Genomic DNA, 19,050 nt, shown 5'->3' on the forward strand with positions numbered 1-19,050 from the left:
CGACCACCATCCAGCCGAATGCTGCGCGGTTTCGATCTGGGGATGAATACGCCGAGGCCGCAGCCCGTCCCCTCAATCGCCCAGCGTCTTCACGAACTTGACCGACGAGCCGTCGGAATAGCCGCAGGCGCGGTAGAAGTCGTGGGCGTCGGTGCGGCGGATGTTGCTGGCGACCTCGACCCGGCCGACCCCGTCGCGGCGGGCGCGGCGCTCGACCTCGCGCAGCAGCAGGCGGCCGATACCCTGGCGATAGCAGGACGTGGCCACCACCAGGGCGGTGATGCGGGTCAGCAGGTTGCCGCGGGTCAGCGAATAGCGGGTATGGCTGGCGATCAGGCCACAGGCGTGGCCGTCGAGTTCGGCCAACAACAGGTCGTGGCGTGGGTCTTCGCGCAGCACGGCGATGCGCTCGATGGCCTCATCGCGGGTACAGGGATAGCCGAGCTGGCTGAGCAGCTCGGCGACGTCGCTGGCATCGCCCAGCTCCGCGAGCCGCACCGTCGGTGCGGTCCCGGAGGAGGGCGCGATGCGTCCCACCGGGGCCCTTAACGGGTCCCGTAGAGGACGACGGTCTTGCCTCGGGCGTGCAGCTTGCCGTCGGCCTGCAGCTTCTTGAGCACGCGACCGGCCATCTCGCGGGAGCAGCCGACCAGGCGCGAAAGCTCCTGGCGCGACACCCGCAGCTGGGTGCCCTGCGGATGGCTCATGGCCTCGGGTTCCTTGGCAAGGTCGTGCAGGGCACGGACGATGCGGTCGGTGACGTCGAGGAAGGCCAGGCGGCCGGCCTTGCGGCTGGTGTCGAGCAGGCGCCGGGAAATCTGCGCGCCGATCGCATACAGCAGCTTGGGCGCGTCCAGCGAGAGCCGGGTCAGCAGCAGGTCGTAGAGGCGCTCGTGTCCGATTTCGGCCAGTTCGCAGGTGCTGCGCGTTCGCAGGATCACCTCGCGATGGTCGCTCTCGATGAACAGGCCGAGCTCGCCGACGAACTCGCCGGGGCCGAAATAGCCCAGGACCAGTTCACGGCCGTCCTCTTCCTCGGTGATGATGCTCACCGAGCCTGAGACGACGTAATACAGCGTGCTGGCCGGATCCCCGGGGCGAAACACGTCCGTGCGGGACGGGTAACGACGACGGTGGCAATGGGCCAGGAAGCGTTCGATCGTTGCGCCGTCCGGCAACAACGGGCTATTGGTTCTGCGTAATGCAGTCAAGGGGGCTACCGGGTTGGCGGACATTGGGAATGGGCTTTTGGCTTTCGGCCGAGCTTAGGGCGATACGGCCGCATGAGCAAATCCTGCCGCTGAAACTCCCGGTCCGATAGAGAGCGATGATGGAAGCGCAGAGACGGTCACGCTTTTGTAATCGACGCAGTCCAAAACCTAGCTGCGTTTCCCCCCGGGGCCAATTGCCTCATAATCGCGGCCCTCGCCGTCCGTCCGGATATTCCTACAGTGGTCAAGCCGTTGCCGCGCCTGCGGTTGCAGGGTTTTAACAACCTCACCAAGGCCCTCTCGTTCAATATCTACGATGTTTGCTTTGCCGCCTCGGAAGACGAGCGCGGGCGCTATATCGAATACATCGACGAGGCGTACAACGCCGACCGCCTCACCCAGATCCTCACGGATGTGGCGGAAATCATCGGCGCCAACATCCTCAATATCGCCCGCCAGGACTACGACCCCCAGGGCGCCTCGGTGACGATTCTGATCTCCGAGGAACCGGTGATCGACAAGAAGGCGGCCGGCAAGGAGATCATCTCCGACGCCGTGGTCGCCCACATGGACAAGTCCCACATCACCGTCCACACCTATCCCGAGACCCACCCGGACAGCGGCATCGCGACCTTCCGGGCCGATATCGACGTGGCCACCTGCGGCGTGATTTCGCCGCTTAAGGCCTTGAATTACCTGATCGAAAGCTTCCAGTCCGACATCGTGGTGATGGACTACCGGGTGCGCGGCTTCACCCGCGACATCAAGGGCAAGAAGCACTACATCGACCACAAGATCAACTCGATCCAGGACTACCTGGCGAAGAACATCAAGTCGCGCTACGAGATGATCGACGTCAACGTCTACCAGGAAAATATCTTCCACACGAAGATGCACCTGAAGGAATTCGACCTCGACACCTACCTGTTTGAGGAAAAGGCCAAGAACCTCTCGTTCAAGGAGCGCATGAAGATCGAGGCGCGCCTGCGCCGCGAGATCGAAGAGCTCTACCACGGCCGCAACCTGGTCGATTGAGCCCTGCGCGATGCATGCGAAAAGGCCGGCGAAAGCCGGCCTTTTTCGTTGCTGGGCGGGCGCGGCCCCCGAACCGGTGCCGCTTGTCTCCCTCTCCCGTGAACGGGAGAGGGGGCTCAAAGCTTTGCAGCCAGGGGCGCGTCTCCCCTCTCCCGCTCACGGGAGAAGGCCGGGGTGAGGGCATAGAGGTCCGGGGGCGTCGCCAGGGCGACTCAGACCCGGTAAGCCACGGCCTTCATCAGCTTGGACGCCGCCGCCATCAGGGCCGGCACCGGCATCGGCAGGATGCGCGCGCCGGCGGCCTCGGCGTTCTCGGCGTGGCGCGCCTCGTCGGCCTTCATGGTCCGCAGGATCGCCCGGCTGCGCTGGTCGCCTTCGGGCAGGGACTGCAGGTGCTCGTCGATATGGGCCTCGACCTGGCGTTCGGTCTCGACCACGAAGCCCAGGTTCCAACCGTCGCCGCGCAGCCCGGCGAGGGCGCCGATGGCGAAGCTGCCGGCGTACCACAACGGGTTCAGCAGGCTCGGGCGGCTGTCGAGTTCGCGCAGGCGGTCGGCGCACCAGGCCAGGTGGTCGGTCTCTTCCTGGGCGGCTTCGAGCAGGTGGCCGCGGGTGGATTCGTCGCGGGCGACCGCGGCCTGGCCGCAGTACAGGGCCTGGGCGCAGACCTCGCCGACGTGGTTGATCCGCATCAGGCCAGCCGAATGGCGGCGCTCGTCGGGTTCGAGCACCAGTTCGGCGGTGTTGCCGGCGGGGTTGGGGCGTTCGGCGCCCGGGGCGCCGAATACGGTATCGAGCGCGCGCTGTGCTTCGCTGAGCACGCGGTCCAGGGGGCTGAGTTCGCGGGTCGTCATGACGCCGATTCTAAGGCGAGGCCGGCGTAGAAGTCGGTTAATCGGCTGCCGGCCCGGCCGCGCCGTCGTCGAGCAGGCCGGCCAGGAATTCGAGCGGGTGCTGGACCGGGATCGCGGTGCCGCCGCCCAGGTGCAGGCGGCAGCCGATGTTGGCGCTGAGCAGCACGCTGGCGCCGCTGTGCGCCAATTGTTCGAGCAGTGGAGCGCGGTATTCGGCCGCACGCGCCGGGTCGGTCAGCATCTGGCTGCCGGCAGCGCCGCAGCAGCCGTAGCCGGCGTCGAGTTCGACCACCTGCAGTCCGGGCACCCGCGCCAACAAGCGCCGCAAGGCCGGGACCGACTTGACCACGTTGCGCTGGGTGCAGGGCAGGTGCACGGCGATGCGCTGATGGGAGGTGCGGAAGCGCAGGCCGGCGCCGGCCTGATCGAGATAGGCGATGGCGTCGACCACTTGGGTCTGCGGCGCGAGCGCATGCGCCAGTGCGGTGTGGCAGCCGCTGGCCAGGCTGAGGACGGTGGCGTGGGCCGTGAAGGCGCTGCGGTTGGCCTGGGCCAGGTCCTGGGCCGCGGCGGCGTTGCCGGCGTGCTCGTGCAGGGCGCCGCAACAGCCTTGGCCGGCGACCGGGTCGAGTGCGACGCCGAGCGAGGCGCACAGCCGCACCGTGGCGGCGCGCACGGCGCTTTCGTAGGCACCGGCCACACAGCCCACGAACAGTCCGGCGCGGGCCTGTCCGGCCGTCTGGAGGCGTGTTGCGGGCATCGGCAGCCGTCGTGGCGGGCGCGGCAACGAGCGCCAGGCCTCGGGCAGCCAGGGGTGGCCGATCCGGTACAGGGACAGCGCCGCCGCCAGCCAGCGCGGCCGCGCCGCCAGGCCTTCGATCAGCCGTTGGCGCCAGGCCGGCGGCCGGCGATCGCGTTGGCGGGTGCGGGCCAGGACCAGCAATCGGCCATACTCCACGCCGGCTGGGCACACCGACTCGCAACTGCGGCAGCCCAGGCAGTGGTCGAGATGAGCGTCCGAGGTCGGGGTCGGGACGATGCTGTCCAGGGCCCAGGCCCGGGCCAGGGCAATCCGGCCGCGCGGCGACTCGGCTTCGAGCCGGTCGCGGCCGTAAGTGGGGCAGGAGGGCAGGCACAGCCCGCATTGCACGCAGCGGTCGGCCAGAGCCACCAGGGGGTCGGCGGAGGGCGGGCGACGGTCGTGCGGCATGACCATCGATGCTAGCACGGGCAAAACCCAGGCTTGCACGATCCCGGGCGGCCCGCTATCATTCCGCCTCTTTCGTTCCGCAATCACAACGCGAGGCGACGTTCCGACGCCCTTCCCGCACCGGGAAACGGCGGAACCAGCCCGACCACTGTGCCCACATAAAGAGTTGTCATGAAGACTTTTACCGCCAAGAACGAGACCGTCCAGCGCGACTGGTACGTCGTCGACGCGTCGGGCAAAACGCTCGGCCGTTTGTGCTCCGAACTCGCGCGTCGCCTGCGCGGCAAGCACAAGCCCGTCTATACCCCTCACGTCGATACCGGCGATTACCTGGTGGTGATCAACGCCGAGAAGATCGCCGTCACCGGCAATAAGCTGCAGGACAAGATGTACTACCGGTTCACCGGTTACGTCGGCAACCTGAAGAGCGAGACGCTGGGCCAGGCGCTCGAGCGCCACCCGGAACGCGTCATCGAGATCGGTGTCAAGGGCATGCTGCCGAAGAATCCGCTCGGCCGCGCCATGTATCGCAAGCTCAAGGTCTACAAGGGCTCCGAGCATCCGCATACCGCCCAGCAGCCGCAGCCGCTCGACATCTAAGGTAAAGACCATGGCTATCCAGCAGAATTACGGCACCGGCCGCCGCAAGTCTTCCACCGCTCGCGTGTTCCTGCGCAAGGGCGACGGCAAGATCACCATCAATCAGCGTACGATCGAAGAATTCTTCGGCCGCGAAACCGCGCGCATGATCGTCCGCCAGCCGCTCGAGCTGACCCAGTCGACCGACAAGTTCGACGTCAACGTGACGGTCGCCGGCGGCGGCATCACCGGTCAGGCCGGCGCGATCCGTCTCGGCATCGCCCGCGCACTGGTCGAGTACGACGAAACCCTGAAGGGCGAACTGCGTAAGGCAGGCTTCATGACCCGCGACGCCCGTGAAGTCGAGCGTAAGAAGGTCGGTCTGCACAAGGCTCGCCGCGCAACGCAGTTCTCGAAGCGCTAATAGTTCTTTTTTCGCGTCGCGTTTTTGCGTTAATATCGGTTTTATAGCCCCGTCGCCAAGCGGTAAGGCACCTGACTCTGACTCAGGCATTCGGTGGTTCGAATCCATCCGGGGCTGCCATACCCAAGCCCGATTCCAGCTCAACGGCTCGAATCGGCGACCTGAAACCCGCCGCAAGGCGGGTTTCTTGTTATATGAGCCCGCCGCAAGGCAGGTTTCTTGTTTTGTGGGGTGAGCCCGCCATCAGGCGGGTTTCTTGTTTCTGCGACTCGCGCCGCCCCGCTGAAGCATCTTCGCCATGCCTGCCTTCAGTACGCGCCCAAGCTCCTGATCAGGCTGATCTCATCGCGCAGCGGGATGCCGTGCCGCCCCAGCAACGGGATGGCCGGGTCGGCCTCGCGTTCCAGATCGATGGCGCCGGCGACGAGCCGGTGCAGGCGGAAGCCGCGGCGCTGGTAGAAACGCAGTGCATCGAGGTTGTCGTTGGTGGTGCGGGTCAGCAGCCGGCTCAGGCCCAGTGCGCGTGCACGCCCGACCGCGAGTTCGACCAGGCGGGTGCCGAGGCCGGCCTGGGCCCGCACCGCGTCGAGGGTGACGAGCTCCGACTGGACCGTGTCGTCGAGCAAGGTCACCAGGCCGACGATGGCGCCGTCCGCATCCACGGCGATGAAGCCTGGCAGGGCGGTGGCGTCGATCGCGCGGCCGTCGAGCATGATCGTCGGGCCGCCCCAGCGCAGGTCGAGGAAGGCGCGGATGCGTTCGCGGTCGTTGGCATCGATGGTGCGGGTCGTCGGCATGGCGTCCGGGCGTAAGGGGCGCAGCGCGACACTGTAGCGCCGGTGCCGGCGTAATCGTGGCCGATGGCGGGCACAGCCTGTGCGCGAACCCGCCGCAGCGCAGGCGCTGCCGTACGCTACCGGCCGTCGCGACTGATCGCAGCTGTGACCGCCTGGTCTCCGCGGTTCGCGCTACTCGGCTACCATCCGCGGCGCAGGGGCCGCGCAGCGGCGTTGGAGAGCGCGCATGAGCGAGGATCTGACTCGGTTACTGCATGACTGGCGCGGCGGCGACGTCGCTTCGCGCGACCGCTTGTTCGCACTGGTCTACGACACCTTGCGCGGCATGGCGGCGGTGCGCCTGGGCGCGCGCAACGGTCAGCGCACCCTGCAGCCCACCTCGCTCGTCAACGAAGCCCTGATCCGCCTGATAGGCGGCGAGGTCGATTGGCAGGACCGCGCTCACTTCTATGCGCTCGCGGCCCTGAAGATGCGTGCGGTGTTGGTCGATCAGGCGCGTGCGCAAGCGGCGGCGAAGCGCGGCGCGCGGCCGGTGATGCTGACCTTGTCGCACGCCGACCTGCACGGCGGGCAGACCGTCGGCTTCGACGTGCTGGCTCTGCACGATGCCCTCGAACGCCTGGCCGAGCGCGATCAACGTTCGGCGCGGGCGGTCGAGATGGCCTACTTCGGCGGCATGGAGCACAGTGAGATCGCCTGCGTGCTGGAAGTCTCGGTGCCGACCGTCGAACGCGACCTGCGTTTCGCCCGGGCCTGGCTGGGACAGCAGTTGGGCTGAGCGAGCGGCGATCCGACGCGACAGGAGGCGACATGGAAACCCAGCGCTGGCACGACCTGCGCCGATTGTTCGATGCGGTATGCGACCTGCCGGCCGAGCGTTGGTTGGAGGAACTGCACGCGATCAGCGACGATCCGGCGCTGATCGCCGAGGTCATGGAGTTGCTCGGTGCGCAGACCGGGCAGTTCGATCGCGTCGTGCAACCGCTGAACGATCTGGTCGCGGGCCTGCCCGACAGCGAACTGCAGGCCGGCGACCGCCTCGGCGCCTGGGTCCTGATCGAGCGCGTGGCGAGCGGCGGCATGGGCACGGTGTTTGTGGCCGAGCGCGCCGACGGCTTGTTCCGCCAACAGGTGGCGATCAAATTGCTGCGCGGCAGCGGCTTCAACCAGGCCGAATTCGCCCGTCGCCTGGCGGTGGAGCGGCAACTGCTGGCCGAGCTGCAGCACCCCAACATCGCCCGCCTCTACGACGGCGGCACCACGCCGAGCGGGCAGCCGTACCTGGTCATGGAGTACGTGCTCGGCCGCGATCTCGACGAATACTGCGAGCAGCGCCAGCCTGACCTGCTGCAGCGCCTGCAGTTGTTCCAGCGCATCTGCGCGGCGGTGCAGAGCGCGCACCAGCGCCTGATCGTGCATTGCGACCTCAAGCCCGGCAACGTGATGGTGCAGGACGACGGCGAGCCGGTACTGCTCGATTTCGGCATCGCCCAGGTGCTCGATCACCAGGCCGGCGACGACAACGCCTGCTACGGTAGCTTCTGCACCCCGGCGTATGCGAGCCCGGAATTGCTCGGCGGCGCGCGGGTCAGCGTGGTCAGCGACGTGTTCGCGCTCGGCGTGTTGCTGACCGAATTGCTGGCTTGCCGTTCGGTCGAACGCGGGTTGGGCGATCGCGACGTCGCGGTGCCGCTGCCGAGCGAATGGGCCGGGCCCGACTGCGCCTGGCGCGAGCGCCTGCGCGGCGACCTGGATGCGATCGCCGCCTGCGCCTGTGCGCTCGATCCGCGGCAGCGCTATTCCTCGGTCGAAGCCTTGTCCCAGGACATCGGGCGTCATCTCGCCTGGCGTCCGGTGTCGGCGCGCACGCCGACGCTGGGCTACCGCTTCGGCCGTTATCTGCGCCGGCATTGGCGCGAGACCGCGGCGGCGGCGCTGGTGCTCGCGCTGGCCGGCGGCTTCGTCTGGCGGGTCACCGCCGAGCGCGCGCGCGCCGAGCGCGAGGCCTCGGTCGCACGCCAGGTCAGCGATTTCCTGGTCTCGGCTTTCGACGCCGCCGACCCGCGCATGCGCGGGGCGCAGGCCGGACAGGACTTGAGTGCGCGACAGGTGTTGGACGCCTCCGCCGCGCGCATCGAACAAGGGCTCGACGACACCCCGGCGATCCGCGCCCGCCTGCGCGCGGTGCTCGGTCGTGCCTATCGCAACCTCGGCCAGCCGCAGCGCGCCGAGGCGCTGCTCGACCAGGCCGCTCGCGAGTTCCTCGACCCGGCGGTGGACCGGCCCGACCAGGCCGCACAAGCGCTCGCCGATCTGTCGCGTTCGCTCAGCGACCGCCAGTACGGCGCCCAGGCCGTCGCCGCCGCCCGCCGTTCGCTGGCCCTGCGCGAGCGCGACGGCGACCCGCGCGGCCTCGCCGATGCCTACGACACGCTCGGCCTGGCCCAGGTCGCCGACAGCCGGTACGCGCAGGCCGAACGCAGCTTCGAGCGCTCGCAGCAACTGCGCAGCGAACGCGGCCTGCGCCAGTCGCCCGACGAACGCGCGGCGATGCTCGCCCGCCTTGCCCAGCTGTACCGGCGCCGCGGCGAACTCAAGCGCGCCGAGCAGACTTATCGCGATGCGCTGGAGATCAACCGCGAGACCGGCAGCGACCCGGTCGCGACCCAGCTCAACCAGTTCGGTCTAGCGAGCACGTTGTTCGGCCTCGGGCGGGTCGCGGAAACCCGCCGCGAACTGGTCGAGAATCTGAGCCTGGCGCGCGACCTGTACGGCGAGCAGAGCGACATGGTCGCCAACATCCATGTCGACCTGGCCAACGCCACCCAGGACCTTGGCGATTATCGCCAGGCAGGGGAACACTATCGGGCCGCGCTGGAGATCATGGCCGTGGTCGCCGGCGAGCGCAGCCTCGATTACGCCCGCATCCTCAACAACTACGCGGCCCTGTCGCTGGAGCGCGGCGACCTGGCCGAGTCCGAGCGCCGCCTGCGCCAGGCCTTGTCGATCCGTCGCGAGCACCTGGCGCCGGACGAGCGCCGGGTGTTGCGCACCGAGAACGGTCTCGGCCTGGTGCTCGCACGCGGCGGCCGCAACGAAGAGGCGCGGTCGCTGGTCGAGCGCAGCGCCTCGGTTTGGCGCCGTCGTTATGGCGAGGACCATGCCGGGCTGCTGATGGTGGCGCTGACCCGGGTCGAATGGCTGTTGAGCCGCGACCGCCTCGACGAGGCGCAGGCCGAGTTGACGGCGATCGACCTCAGCCGCGGCGAGTACAACGCCTTCATGCTGGCGCGGATTCCCAGCTTGCAAGCCGAGCTCGCGCAACGCCGCGGGCAGTGGGACGAAGCCGAGCGGGGCTGGGCCAAGGCGATCGAAGACAGTCGCGCCGCCTACGGTGCGCAGCAGGTCAAGACCGCGCGGTTGCGCGTGCCCTATGCCGAGGTCCTGCTCGCGCGCGGCGATGCGCGCGGCGCGGCGGCGCAGGTGCAACTCGCCGAGGCGGTGCTGCGGCGCGAGATGTACAGCGAGTCGGCGTTGTTGCGGCGCCTGCAGTCGGTGAAGCAGGGCGCGCCGCCGGTGCAGGTGGCGGCGCGCTAGGCGGCCTGCCGGTTCGCGGCTTGTGCCATTCTCAGGGGCGGAGCGGCGCAAGCGGCGACCCGCTCTGCGCGCATCGCCGAGCCATCGCTGACGCATCGATCCTTCGCCAAAAAACACGCCGCCCGAAGGCGGCGTGTCGGTTCGCTACGGCAAGGAACGTTACGCCGGCGATATTTCGCCGATGCGGTCGGGGCCGATCATTCGACCGCTTGCACGTCGACCAGGCGCAGGCCCTTGGTCGCGTACTTCTCGGCCGACTGATACAGCGTCTGATAGCTCTTGACCGCTTCCAGCGCATAGCCGCCGGTGCCGGCGCGGAACACGCCGACATAGTTGCGCACGCCGTCTTCGACGAAGCTGTCGACGTCGATCAGGCGCAGGCCGTTGTCGCTGAGCTCGTCCCACTTGCCGGTGAACGCGGCCCAGCTGTTCGAGCGCCACAGGGCGTGGTTGTCGGTGCCTTCGCGGTACACGCCGATGAACTGGCGCTGGCCGTTGCCGATGTCGAAGCTCTCCATGTCGATCAGGCGCAGGCCCAGGCCCTTGGCGATCTCGCGCTGATTGGCGAAGGCGGCGAAGCCGGTGTGGCTCCAAAGGCCGGCGTTGCCGTTGCCGGCGCGGAACACGCCGACGTAGTGGCGCTTACCGCCGCTGAGGTAGGTGGTGAGGTCGAGCAGGCGCTGGCCGTCGTCGGACAGCTCCTTCCACTTGGCGGTGAAATCGTCCCAATTGTCGAAGTTGTACAGCGCGCCGGCGCCGCTGCCGCGCTTGTACACGCCGACGAAGTGGCGGTCGCCGTTCTCGACGTAGTTCTCGACCTGTTCGAGGCGGAAACCGTCGGCCGACAACTCCGACCACTTCTGGGTGAACGCGGTCCAGCTAGGACGATTGACCCGCAGCTCGATCTCGCTGCTGGCCTTCCACACGCCGAGGAAGGTCTTGGCGTCGGTCTCGGCGGCATCGAAGGGATAGGCCGTGCTGGAGGGATAGACCAGGCTGTAGGGATGCGGCGCGGAGTGGTTGCTCAGCGGGGTCCAATCGGTCGGGTCCATGCTGTTGGCGCCGGCCATGGCCTTGGCTTCGCCCCAGGTCAGGCTCTGGATCTGGGCGAAGGTCATCGGGCGCGGACGCAGGTCGTTGCCGTCGCAGGGCGTGCTGGTGCTTTCCTGGGTGACGTGGACGTGCACGTGCGGGCCGCTGGATTTGCCGGAGTAACCGACCTTGCCGAGGTACTGGCCTTGCTTGATGGTCGCGCCCGGCACCAGCAGTTCGGCCGGGATCGAGCCGGGTTGCATGTGCGCGTACAAGGCGATCTCGTCGCCGCTCTTGACCTTGAGGAAGTTGCCGCCGGCCGAGTACTGGCCGGTGCTCGGCGCGATCGGCTCGGGTTCGATCTCCTTGCTGACGCGCGGGTAGTTCTTCCATTCCGGCAAATCGTTGAGCGCGCTGCAGACGATGCCGTCAGCCATCGCGTACAGCGGCAGGCCATAGGCGCGCTGGCCTTCGGCTTTGTTCGGGTCGGCGCCCGGACGCTTGGCGTCCCAGGTGGTGCCGGTCCAACCGGTCACGCTGGTGTCGAGGCCGAAGGACTGGCTGTCACCGGGGTGATTGCTCGAGGTCTGCCAGGCTTCGTTGGCGCGCAGGTCGGTGACCTTGCCCGGGTAGCGCAGCGGGCCGTTGTCGTTGGTGGCGGGCGCGAACGACAGGTTCTTGATGACCGGGTTGCGGTAGCCCTGCACGTAGACCGCGATCTTGACCGTGCTCGGATAGGGCGCGGTGATCACGATCGGGTAGGACGACGGCACCTTCGGAGCGTCCGGGTCGGGATTGAAGTAGTTGCACTTGCAGTTCTGGAAGGCGTAACTCTTGCCCGGGTCGATCTGCACCGGGGCGAGGAAGTTCGATGCGAGCTGGTCGAGGATCTCGACCTTGGTGATCGACAGCGGCACGGCACCGTCGTTGCGGATGCCCATGCGCAGGGACACGCGGCCTTGCTTGGCGCTGCCGACCTGGGCCGGGCCGATCGCTTCGAACACGACCCGGCCGTCCTTGATCGGATTGACCACGTCGATGGTAAGGGCCTGGGCGTGGACGCCGGCGCTGGCCCCGAACCACAGGGCGAGGGCGGCGGGCAGGGCGCGCAGGACGAGAGCGGATTGCGATTTCATGATGGAACTCCGAAGGCATGATTGAGGAATCACGCGGTCGCAGAGGGACGTGCCCTCAACCCGATCCTTGGATCGTTGACCTGGCTGGGCCTGCCCCGGCGAACCCGGGCGTGACCACGCCGCGCTTAACTCAACAAACCGGCAAAGGGCGGCCGGACCCATCACGGCCGCGAAACTTTTTTTCGGGGTAGGCTGCCGGGGCTCGAAACGGCGCCCGCTGCCCCCGGGGCGCGCCCCTCGCGACAGGCGATCCGGTCGGCCCGAATGGGCCCGGCCGCCGCCGGCCGGTGATTACCGGCGCGCGAGTGGTTACAATTGAAACCATCGCGCTGCGGCGCCCTGCATCGACATCGAGGCCTGGATGAAACTCGGATCCCTGAAGGAAGGCGGCCGCGACGGCACGCTGATCGTCGTCTCGCGCGACCTGACCCGCGCCGTGCGCGCCACCGGCATCGCCGACACCCTGCAGCGCGCGCTGGAGGATTGGTCGAACGCCGCGCCGCGCCTCAACGCCCTGTCGGACGCACTCAACGAGGGCCGCGCCGCGGATGCCTTCGAGGTCGATTTCGCAGCCCTGGCCGCACCCTTGCCGCGCGCCTACGAGTTCGTCGACGGCAGCGCTTACCTGCCGCACGTCGAGCGCGTGCGCCGCGCCCGCGGCGCCGAGGTGCCGGAAAGCTTCTACGTGGATCCGCTGATGTACCAGGCGGTCAGCGCCGGTTTCTACGGCCCGCGCGACCCGGTGCGCGTGGTCAGCGAGGACTACGGCATCGACCTGGAAGCCGAGGTCGTGATCGTCACCGACGACGTGCCCATGGCGGCGACGCCCGAGGCGGCGGCCGCGCACATCCAGCTGATCGGCCTGGTCAACGACGTGTCCCTGCGCAATCTGATTCCGAACGAGCTCGCCAAGGGCTTCGGTTTCCTGCAGTCCAAGCCGCGTTCGGCGCTGAGCCCGGTGTTCGTCACCCCCGACGAACTCGGCCCGGCCTGGATCGACAGCAAGGTCCACCGCCCGCTGCTGACCCACATCAACGGCGCATGGTTCGGCGCGCCCGAGGCCGGCATCGACATGCAGTTCAATTTCGCCCAGCTCGTGGCCCACGCCGCCAAGACCCGGCCGCTGTCGGCCGGCACCATCGTCGGCTCCGGCACCGTGGCCAACGAAGACACCAGCCTGGGCGCGTCGTGCTTCGCCGAGAAGCGCACCGTGGAGACCTTGGAGCACGGCAAGCCGTCGACGCCCTTCATGAAGTTCGGCGACACCGTGCGCATCGAGATGCTCGACGCCGAAGGCCGCAGCATCTTCGGCGCGATCGAACAGCGCATGGAACGTCCTTCCGCCTGACGGCAGCGGCGCGTACGACGAGAGGTCGTCCGACGGCACGGCGCAACCGGTAAGGTTTGCGTCCTGCCGATCGGGCAAGGCAAGCGAGGCGCATCCGGGTGAGCGAACAATTACGGTTGTATTCGTACTGGCGTTCCAGCGCCTCGTATCGGGTGCGCATCGGCCTGAACCTCAAGGGCCTGGACTACGAGACCGTGCCGGTCCACCTGGTCCGCGACGGCGGCGAACAGCACGCCGCCGCCTATCGCGAACTCAACCCGCAGGGGCTGGTGCCGGTGCTGCAGCACGGCCAGCGCACCCTGACCCAGTCGATCGCGATCCTGGAATACCTCGACGAGACCTGGCCGCGGCCGAACCTGCTGCCGACGACCGCGCGCGAGCGCCATCGGGTACGCGCGATCGCACAGACCATCGCCTGCGAAATCCACCCGCTCAACAATCTGCGCGTACTGAAGTACCTCGACGGCACCTGGAACGTGCCGCAGCCCGAGCGCGACGGCTGGGTCAAACACTGGATTTCCGAGGGCTTCGCTGCGTTGGAGACCATGCTGGTCGAGGACGAGGCCACCGGCACCTTCTGCGTCGGCGACCTGCCCGGGCTGGCCGACTGCTGCCTGGTGCCGCAGCTCTACAACGCGCGCCGCTTCGGCGTGCCGCTCGAGGCCTATCCGACCCTGTTGCGGATCGAAGCGGCCTGTCTGGCCCTGCCCGAGTTCGATGCCGCGCGTCCGGAGAACCAGCCGGACTGCCCGCCGGGCTGAGCACGGCGCCGCGGCGTGAGCGGCGCGCGGTTTCCCGTCCCACAAAAAAGCCGGCCGTCTCGCGACGGCCGGCTTTGTCTTGCGTGCTGCGTCCGCGTCAGTGCTGCGCGGCGGTCGCGTCGTACATGTCCGCGTAGGGGTCGTGCTCGCCGGTGCCGCCTTCGGACAGGCGGAACTTCAGCGCCAGGCCGTCGCGCGAGTCGGCCGCCTTGAGCGCCTCCTCCATCTCGATCCGGCCCTCTTTGTAGAGGCGGAACAGGCACTGGTCGAACGACTCCATGCCTTCTTCGAGCGACTCTTCCATCGCCTGCTTGATCTCGTGGACCTGGCCGCGGCGCATCAGATCGCGCACGTGCGGGGTGTTGATGAGGATTTCCGCGGCCGGCAGGCGGCGTCCGTCGAGGCCGATCACCAGGCGCTGCGAGACCACCGCCTTGAGGTTCAGGGCGAGGTTCATCAACACGTTCTTGTGCGCGGCCTCGGGGAAGAAGTTGAGGATGCGCTCCAGGGTCTGGTCGGCGTTGTTCGAGTGCAGCGTCGCCAGGCACAGGTGACCGGTTTCGGCGAAGGCGATCGCCGCCTCCATGGTCGTGGCGTCGAGGATTTCGCCGATCAGGATCACGTCCGGCGCTTCGCGCATCGCGTTCTTGAGCGCGTTGTGGAAGGCGTGGGTGTCCAGGCCGACCTCGCGCTGGTTCACGATCGACTTCTTGTGCTTGTGCAGATACTCGATCGGATCCTCGATGGTGAGGATGTGCCCGGCGGTATTGCTGTTGCGGTGGTCGATCATCGAGGCCAGCGTGGTCGACTTGCCCGAGCCGGTCGAACCGACGATCAGGACCAGGCCGCGCGGCGCCATGATGATCTGCTTGAGCACCTGCGGCAGCTGCAGCTCTTCGATGCTCGGAATGATGCTGCGGATGGCGCGGATGACCATGCCGACTTCGCCGCGCTGCTTGAAAACGTTGATGCGGAAACGGCCGGCGTCGGGCAGGGCTAGCGCCATGTTCAACTCCAGGTCACGCTCGAACAGCGGTACCTGGCCCTCGTCCATCAACGAATAGGCGATCTTCTTGACCATGCCCGGGGGCAGACCGGTATTGCCGAGCGGGTACAGGCGACCCTCGACCTTGATGTACACCGGCGCGCCAGTCGTCAGGAACATATCCGACGCGTTTTTTTCCGTCATCAGCTTCAGGAAATAGCCGATGTCCATGCATTCACACCCCTTGTTGACGGCGCGCGCCGTTGCAAGCACGCTGCCGGCTTCCGACAATGTCCGTGCGACATCCCTTCCGTACGGCGCTCCCCAATGACCGCAAGCTTCGCACAAATTCGATTGCCGCTGCTGGCCGCAGTTCTCGCTTCCGGGCTGGCCGGCTGCGCCTCCACGCCTCCGCCGACCGGAGAACTGTCCTCCGCGCAGCAGGCGGTCATGCGCGCGGCCGACGCCGACGCCGACCAATATGCGCCGCAGGACCTCAATGCCGCGCGCACCGCGCTGAGCGCGGCCCAGGCCGCGCTGTCGCAGGGCAAGGACGAGGATGCGCGGCGTTTGGCGCTGGCTGCCGCGGCCGAGGCCGACCTGGCCTACGCCCACAGCCGCGAGACCCTGACCCAGGCCGAACTCAACCAGCGCAGGACCGAGATCGCAGAATTGCGCAATCGCCTGCAGGGAGGCGACCGATGAGCGCGCGCTTTCGCGTTATGCGCCTGTCGGCGCTTGCGGCCCTGTCCGTGGCCTGCGGCCTGGCCTTCGCCGCGCCCGCCGACGACCCCGAGGTCGCCCGCTTGGCGCAGCGGGTGACCGCGATCGAGGCCCATCCCGACGCCGCCGCTTACGGCGCCTTCGAGCGCCTGCGCGCGCGCCAGGCGATCGATGCGGTCCGCCAGGCCCGCAGCCGCGACCGCCAGTGGGCCCTGCGCATCGCCGACCGCCGGGTCGAGACCGCCGAGGTCGTGACCCGCACCCAGCTTGCCCAGCGCGAGGTCGACCGCCTCGATCGCGAGCGCAGCGAGCTGCTGGTCGAAGCCAGCCGCCGCGACGCCGACCGCGCCCGCGCCGAAGCCGAGCGCCTGCGCGTGCAGGCCCAGATCCAGGCCGAGGAGGCCGAGCGCCTGCGCCAGGCCGCCGACCAGGAAGCCCTGGCGCGCCAGGAGGCCGAAGGCCTGCTCGACAACGTCGCCAACCAGCAGGCGTCCAAGCTGCGCGCCGCGCGCGAGCGCGACGCCGAGCTGGCGCGCAAGGAAGCCGAGCTGCTCGGCCAGTCCTCGACCCCGCCGAAGCCATCCAAGCCCAAGCCGAAGAAGAAGTAAGCCGTCCGGGTTTAGGCCTGGCCCAGCCAGGCCTGATTCGGCCCAATGCGAGACCGGGTCGGCGGCTTGAAGCCGTGTCCTCGCCGTCGCGCCGCAGGCGCCTGCTGTCGGGCCGCGCCTTGCCGTATCGGGCGGCTGCGCTTCCGACGAACGGCGTGGGCCCAGAGCCGATTTTTGTGAGCGCCCGGGGCGCCGCTGTTCATGTTTTCGGGTTTCGCTGTAAATATTCGATAAAACAATGAGTTGGTTCTGCGTTGGGCGCTCGTGGCCGCGGCTGTCCCGGCCCTGAAAACGGTTGCAGAGCGCCCTTGCCGGATCCCAGGCACAGGAGTAGGGTCAAATACCCAAGCGGTTCTCCGACCGCTTGGCGAAGAGCCAGGCCGATGACCGATACGCCCTTTCCGCAGGACCCCGCCGCCGCACATCTGCATGCGGCCGGGTTGCGTGAAGTGGACGCCGCACCGCGCCTGATGATCCTCACGGTCCCCCGCAACGCCCTGGTCTGACGGCCGGGGCGTTTGCATTCGTGCTGAAGGAGGCTTTCATGTTCGAAGAACAACCGCAGCCTGAAATCGACGCGCTCATCAAGAGCAATCCGGAATTCAAACAGCTCTACCAGCGCCACAAGGACCTCGACAAAAAGGTCATGGACGCCGAGCTCGGCGTATTGCCGATCGACGACACCACCCTGGGGCAGATGAAGCGCGAGAAGCTGGCTGCAAAGGACCGCTTGATCCAGTTGTACGACCAACAGCATTGATCCAGGCGGCATCGGCGCTACGACGCCGGTGCGGCGCCCGTCGGGAAGGAGTTTCCCGGCGTTGATCGTATGGACCCCGGCCCGCCTGCGGCCGACGGCTCCAGGTTTAGCGCGGGCGGTGGCGGCCATCCTCGTCGGTCGCCACCGCTCGCGGCTACCGAATCTCTCGGTGCCCAATCTCTCAGTGCCGAATCTCTCAGTGCCGAATCTCTCATGCAGCAGGATCGAGGCGCTTCGCCGGCCGCGAAACGTGGTCTGCGTCGCCGCCTCGCGCCCTCGCGCGATGCGAACGCGCCCGTAGCGCAGCGCAGTCCGCCGAGGCCTCGCTAGAATGGCCGGGTCCGCCGCATGGTCGCGGCCTACAGGATTCGCATGGCCACTCATTCCTCCGTACTCGAACTCATCGGCCAGACCCCGATCGTCAAAGCCCAGCGCCTCGACACCGGCGTCTGCGAGCTGTACCTCAAGCTCGAATCGCAGAACCCCGGCGGTTCGATCAAGGACCGCATCGGCCTGTCGATGATCGAAGCGGCCGAGAAGGCCGGCAAGATCAAGCCCGGCGACACCCTGGTGGAAGGCACCGCCGGCAACACCGGCATCGGCCTGGCCCTGGTCGCCCAGCAGAAGGGCTACAAGCTGCTGCTGGTGGTGCCCGACAAGATGAGCCGCGAAAAGATCTTCAACCTCAAGGCGATGGGCGCGCAGGTCGTGCTGACCCGTTCGGACGTGGCCAAGGGCCACCCGGACTACTATCAGGACCTCGCCGAGCGCATCGCCAGCGAGACCCCGGGCGCCTATTTCATCAACCAGTTCGGCAACCCCGACAACCCGGCCGCGCACGAGTTCGGCACCGGCCCGGAGATCCTCGAACAAATGGGCGGCGACCTCGACGCCATCGTCTTCGGCTGCGGCAGCTCCGGCACCATGACCGGCCTGTCGCGCGCCTTCGCCAAGCTCTCGCCCAAGACCGAACTGGTCCTGGCCGACCCGGTCGGCTCGATCCTCGAGGAATACATCAACCGCGGCACCCTCTCGGACAAGTCGGCCAGTTGGATGGTCGAGGGCATCGGCGAGGACTTCCTGCCGCCGATCTCCGACTTCACCCGGGTCAAGAAGGCCTATGCGATCAGCGACAAGGAAAGCTTCCTGACCGCGCGTTCGCTGCTCGAGAAGGAGGGCATCCTCGGCGGTTCCTCGACCGGCACCCTGCTGGCGGCGGCGCTGAAGTACTGCCAGGAACAGACCGAGCCCAAGAAGGTGCTGGTGTTCGTCTGCGACACCGGCAACAAGTACCTGTCGAAGATGTACAACGACTACTGGATGCTCGACAACGGCTTCATCCAGCGCGAACAGCACGGCGACCTGCGCGACCTGATCCTGCGCCCGTACTCGCAGCGCGACACGGTGGTGGTCGGGCCGGGCGACCTGCTGGTCACCGCCTACCAGCGCATGAAGCTGTACGACGTCTCGCAGCTGCCGGTCATGGACGGCGAGCACATCGTCGGGATAGTCGATGAGAGCGACGTCTTGTTGCACGTGTACGGCGACGAGTCGCGGTTCCGCGACCCGGTCTCGACCGCCATGGTCAGCAAACTCGACAAGATCCCGGTCGGCCAGCCGATCGAATCGCTGCTGCCGGTGTTCGACCGCGGCCATGTCGCCATCGTCGTCGACGGCGAGCGCTTCCTGGGCCTGATCACCCGCATCGACCTGCTCAACTTCCTGCGCCGCCGCGTGCAGTAAGCGCCGCGGGGCCTCCGCCGCGCGCCGGGCGGAGGCCACGTCGGCTTCAGGGGTAGGAGCGGCGCGAGCCGCGACTCGTAGCCGCCTGCGAAGCACGAATCCAGGGCGGCCTGCTCGACCTCCCGTGGCCTGCTGCGCTCCTGCCCGGAAGCGTTACCTCCGCCTCCGCGGCCACGCCGACCCGCATTCAGCTTGTGTCCGGCCGTCCAAGCCAAGCCTCCGGACCGCCCTCGGTCATCGGCATACC

At 67.9% G+C, this 19,050-nt stretch carries 19 protein-coding genes and 1 tRNA gene; 13 read left to right on the plus strand and 7 right to left on the minus strand.

Features of this window, described 5'->3' with window-relative positions; all coding sequences use genetic code 11:
- Nucleotides 1-72: 72 nt before the first annotated feature.
- Together ACTJJK_RS12660 and crp are read right to left on the minus strand one after the other, a co-directional pair.
- Nucleotides 73-498, minus strand: a complete 426-nt coding sequence (locus ACTJJK_RS12660; RefSeq protein ID WP_031371491.1) for a global regulator CLP-associated N-acetyltransferase — start codon at nucleotides 496-498, stop codon at nucleotides 73-75.
- A 47-nt stretch (nucleotides 499-545) separates the two neighbouring features.
- Entirely contained in the window at nucleotides 546-1,235 is a 690-nt protein-coding gene (gene crp, locus ACTJJK_RS12665; RefSeq protein WP_031371492.1) for a cAMP-activated global transcriptional regulator CRP, read from the minus strand.
- A 216-nt stretch (nucleotides 1,236-1,451) separates the two neighbouring features.
- Between crp and speD the strand changes: the two genes are divergently transcribed.
- The gene (gene speD / locus ACTJJK_RS12670) at nucleotides 1,452-2,246 is read left to right on the plus strand and encodes an adenosylmethionine decarboxylase (RefSeq protein WP_031371493.1); all 795 of its coding nucleotides are present in this window, start codon (nucleotides 1,452-1,454) and stop codon (nucleotides 2,244-2,246) included.
- Between the two features lie 212 nt (nucleotides 2,247-2,458).
- On the opposite strand, the gene coq7 is transcribed toward speD, so the two are convergent.
- A complete protein-coding gene (coq7, locus tag ACTJJK_RS12675; protein WP_057916849.1) occupies nucleotides 2,459-3,100 on the minus strand; it encodes a 2-polyprenyl-3-methyl-6-methoxy-1,4-benzoquinone monooxygenase in 642 nt (213 codons plus the stop codon).
- A gap of 37 nt (nucleotides 3,101-3,137) precedes the next feature.
- A complete protein-coding gene (locus ACTJJK_RS12680; RefSeq protein WP_440730374.1) occupies nucleotides 3,138-4,310 on the minus strand; it encodes a (Fe-S)-binding protein in 1,173 nt (390 codons plus the stop codon).
- A gap of 171 nt (nucleotides 4,311-4,481) precedes the next feature.
- Here ACTJJK_RS12680 and rplM point away from each other — a divergent pair, with 171 nt between their 5' ends.
- The 3 genes from rplM (at nucleotide 4,482) to ACTJJK_RS12695 (ending at nucleotide 5,433) form a co-directional block, all read left to right on the plus strand.
- Nucleotides 4,482-4,910, plus strand: coding sequence for a 50S ribosomal protein L13 (rplM, locus tag ACTJJK_RS12685; protein ID WP_031371496.1), 429 nt, complete (start codon nucleotides 4,482-4,484; stop codon nucleotides 4,908-4,910).
- A gap of 10 nt (nucleotides 4,911-4,920) precedes the next feature.
- The gene (gene rpsI / locus ACTJJK_RS12690; protein ID WP_031371497.1) at nucleotides 4,921-5,313 is read left to right on the plus strand and encodes a 30S ribosomal protein S9; all 393 of its coding nucleotides are present in this window, start codon (nucleotides 4,921-4,923) and stop codon (nucleotides 5,311-5,313) included.
- A gap of 45 nt (nucleotides 5,314-5,358) precedes the next feature.
- Nucleotides 5,359-5,433 (plus strand) — tRNA-Gln (locus ACTJJK_RS12695).
- A gap of 188 nt (nucleotides 5,434-5,621) precedes the next feature.
- Here ACTJJK_RS12695 and ACTJJK_RS12700 read toward each other — a convergent pair.
- Nucleotides 5,622-6,110, minus strand: a complete 489-nt coding sequence (locus ACTJJK_RS12700; protein WP_440730375.1) for a GNAT family N-acetyltransferase — start codon at nucleotides 6,108-6,110, stop codon at nucleotides 5,622-5,624.
- Nucleotides 6,111-6,336: 226 nt separating this feature from the next.
- On the opposite strand from ACTJJK_RS12700, the gene ACTJJK_RS12705 reads away from it, so the two are divergent.
- On the plus strand, nucleotides 6,337-6,888 hold the full coding sequence (locus tag ACTJJK_RS12705) for an ECF-type sigma factor (RefSeq protein WP_031371499.1): 552 nt from the start codon (nucleotides 6,337-6,339) through the stop codon (nucleotides 6,886-6,888).
- Nucleotides 6,889-6,920: 32 nt separating this feature from the next.
- Nucleotides 6,921-9,707 (plus strand): tetratricopeptide repeat protein, encoded by a 2,787-nt coding sequence (locus tag ACTJJK_RS12710; RefSeq protein WP_440730376.1) that lies wholly within the window; start codon nucleotides 6,921-6,923, stop codon nucleotides 9,705-9,707.
- Between the two features lie 197 nt (nucleotides 9,708-9,904).
- Here the strand turns inward: ACTJJK_RS12710 and ACTJJK_RS12715 are convergent, their stop codons facing one another.
- Nucleotides 9,905-11,875, minus strand: a complete 1,971-nt coding sequence (locus ACTJJK_RS12715; protein WP_440730377.1) for a M23 family metallopeptidase — start codon at nucleotides 11,873-11,875, stop codon at nucleotides 9,905-9,907.
- Nucleotides 11,876-12,236: 361 nt separating this feature from the next.
- On the opposite strand from ACTJJK_RS12715, the gene ACTJJK_RS12720 reads away from it, so the two are divergent.
- Together ACTJJK_RS12720 and maiA are read left to right on the plus strand one after the other, a co-directional pair.
- Complete coding sequence (locus ACTJJK_RS12720) at nucleotides 12,237-13,223, plus strand: fumarylacetoacetate hydrolase family protein (RefSeq protein WP_440730378.1); 987 nt, start codon at nucleotides 12,237-12,239, stop codon at nucleotides 13,221-13,223.
- 98 nt (nucleotides 13,224-13,321) lie between these two features.
- Nucleotides 13,322-13,984, plus strand: a complete 663-nt coding sequence (gene maiA / locus ACTJJK_RS12725) for a maleylacetoacetate isomerase (protein WP_223619680.1) — start codon at nucleotides 13,322-13,324, stop codon at nucleotides 13,982-13,984.
- Between the two features lie 97 nt (nucleotides 13,985-14,081).
- On the opposite strand, the gene ACTJJK_RS12730 is transcribed toward maiA, so the two are convergent.
- Entirely contained in the window at nucleotides 14,082-15,200 is a 1,119-nt protein-coding gene (locus ACTJJK_RS12730; RefSeq protein WP_031371504.1) for a PilT/PilU family type 4a pilus ATPase, read from the minus strand.
- Between the two features lie 96 nt (nucleotides 15,201-15,296).
- On the opposite strand from ACTJJK_RS12730, the gene ACTJJK_RS12735 reads away from it, so the two are divergent.
- The 5 genes from ACTJJK_RS12735 (at nucleotide 15,297) to ACTJJK_RS12755 (ending at nucleotide 18,803) form a co-directional block, all read left to right on the plus strand.
- Entirely contained in the window at nucleotides 15,297-15,674 is a 378-nt protein-coding gene (locus tag ACTJJK_RS12735; RefSeq protein WP_036148343.1) for a DUF4398 domain-containing protein, read from the plus strand.
- Nucleotides 15,671-16,300 carry a hypothetical protein gene (locus tag ACTJJK_RS12740; protein WP_223619681.1) on the plus strand — a complete coding sequence of 210 codons (630 nt, stop codon included), beginning with the start codon at nucleotides 15,671-15,673 and terminating at the stop codon, nucleotides 16,298-16,300. Before ACTJJK_RS12735 ends, ACTJJK_RS12740 begins: the two co-directional genes overlap by 4 nt.
- Before the next feature lie 383 nt (nucleotides 16,301-16,683).
- On the plus strand, nucleotides 16,684-16,806 hold the full coding sequence (locus tag ACTJJK_RS12745) for a hypothetical protein (protein WP_255610692.1): 123 nt from the start codon (nucleotides 16,684-16,686) through the stop codon (nucleotides 16,804-16,806).
- 38 nt (nucleotides 16,807-16,844) lie between these two features.
- Nucleotides 16,845-17,060 carry a YdcH family protein gene (locus ACTJJK_RS12750; protein WP_031371506.1) on the plus strand — a complete coding sequence of 72 codons (216 nt, stop codon included), beginning with the start codon at nucleotides 16,845-16,847 and terminating at the stop codon, nucleotides 17,058-17,060.
- 372 nt (nucleotides 17,061-17,432) lie between these two features.
- Entirely contained in the window at nucleotides 17,433-18,803 is a 1,371-nt protein-coding gene (locus ACTJJK_RS12755; RefSeq protein WP_440730379.1) for a pyridoxal-phosphate dependent enzyme, read from the plus strand.
- Nucleotides 18,804-19,050: the final 247 nt, after the last annotated feature.

It is taken from the genome of Lysobacter sp. 22409, assembly GCF_052045105.1.
In the GTDB taxonomy this organism is placed as follows: domain Bacteria; phylum Pseudomonadota; class Gammaproteobacteria; order Xanthomonadales; family Xanthomonadaceae; genus Lysobacter; species Lysobacter antibioticus_B.

Excerpts from the sequence above, each read along its gene's own strand:
- ACTJJK_RS12720 (WP_440730378.1), top strand. The coding sequence starts at position 12,237 with ATGAAACTCGGATCCCTGAAGGAAGGCGGCCGCGACGGCACGCTGATC.
- ACTJJK_RS12700 (WP_440730375.1), bottom strand. The coding sequence starts at position 6,110 with ATGCCGACGACCCGCACCATCGATGCCAACGACCGCGAACGCATCCGC.
- rplM (WP_031371496.1), top strand. The coding sequence starts at position 4,482 with ATGAAGACTTTTACCGCCAAGAACGAGACCGTCCAGCGCGACTGGTAC.
- ACTJJK_RS12745 (WP_255610692.1), top strand. The coding sequence starts at position 16,684 with ATGACCGATACGCCCTTTCCGCAGGACCCCGCCGCCGCACATCTGCAT.
- rpsI (WP_031371497.1), top strand. The coding sequence starts at position 4,921 with ATGGCTATCCAGCAGAATTACGGCACCGGCCGCCGCAAGTCTTCCACC.
- ACTJJK_RS12715 (WP_440730377.1), bottom strand. The coding sequence starts at position 11,875 with ATGAAATCGCAATCCGCTCTCGTCCTGCGCGCCCTGCCCGCCGCCCTC.
- ACTJJK_RS12705 (WP_031371499.1), top strand. The coding sequence starts at position 6,337 with ATGAGCGAGGATCTGACTCGGTTACTGCATGACTGGCGCGGCGGCGAC.
- coq7 (WP_057916849.1), bottom strand. The coding sequence starts at position 3,100 with ATGACGACCCGCGAACTCAGCCCCCTGGACCGCGTGCTCAGCGAAGCA.
- ACTJJK_RS12755 (WP_440730379.1), top strand. The coding sequence starts at position 17,433 with ATGGCCACTCATTCCTCCGTACTCGAACTCATCGGCCAGACCCCGATC.
- crp (WP_031371492.1), bottom strand. The coding sequence starts at position 1,235 with ATGTCCGCCAACCCGGTAGCCCCCTTGACTGCATTACGCAGAACCAAT.
- ACTJJK_RS12730 (WP_031371504.1), bottom strand. The coding sequence starts at position 15,200 with ATGGACATCGGCTATTTCCTGAAGCTGATGACGGAAAAAAACGCGTCG.
- ACTJJK_RS12750 (WP_031371506.1), top strand. The coding sequence starts at position 16,845 with ATGTTCGAAGAACAACCGCAGCCTGAAATCGACGCGCTCATCAAGAGC.
- ACTJJK_RS12740 (WP_223619681.1), top strand. The coding sequence starts at position 15,671 with ATGAGCGCGCGCTTTCGCGTTATGCGCCTGTCGGCGCTTGCGGCCCTG.
- ACTJJK_RS12710 (WP_440730376.1), top strand. The coding sequence starts at position 6,921 with ATGGAAACCCAGCGCTGGCACGACCTGCGCCGATTGTTCGATGCGGTA.
- ACTJJK_RS12735 (WP_036148343.1), top strand. The coding sequence starts at position 15,297 with ATGACCGCAAGCTTCGCACAAATTCGATTGCCGCTGCTGGCCGCAGTT.
- ACTJJK_RS12680 (WP_440730374.1), bottom strand. The coding sequence starts at position 4,310 with ATGCCGCACGACCGTCGCCCGCCCTCCGCCGACCCCCTGGTGGCTCTG.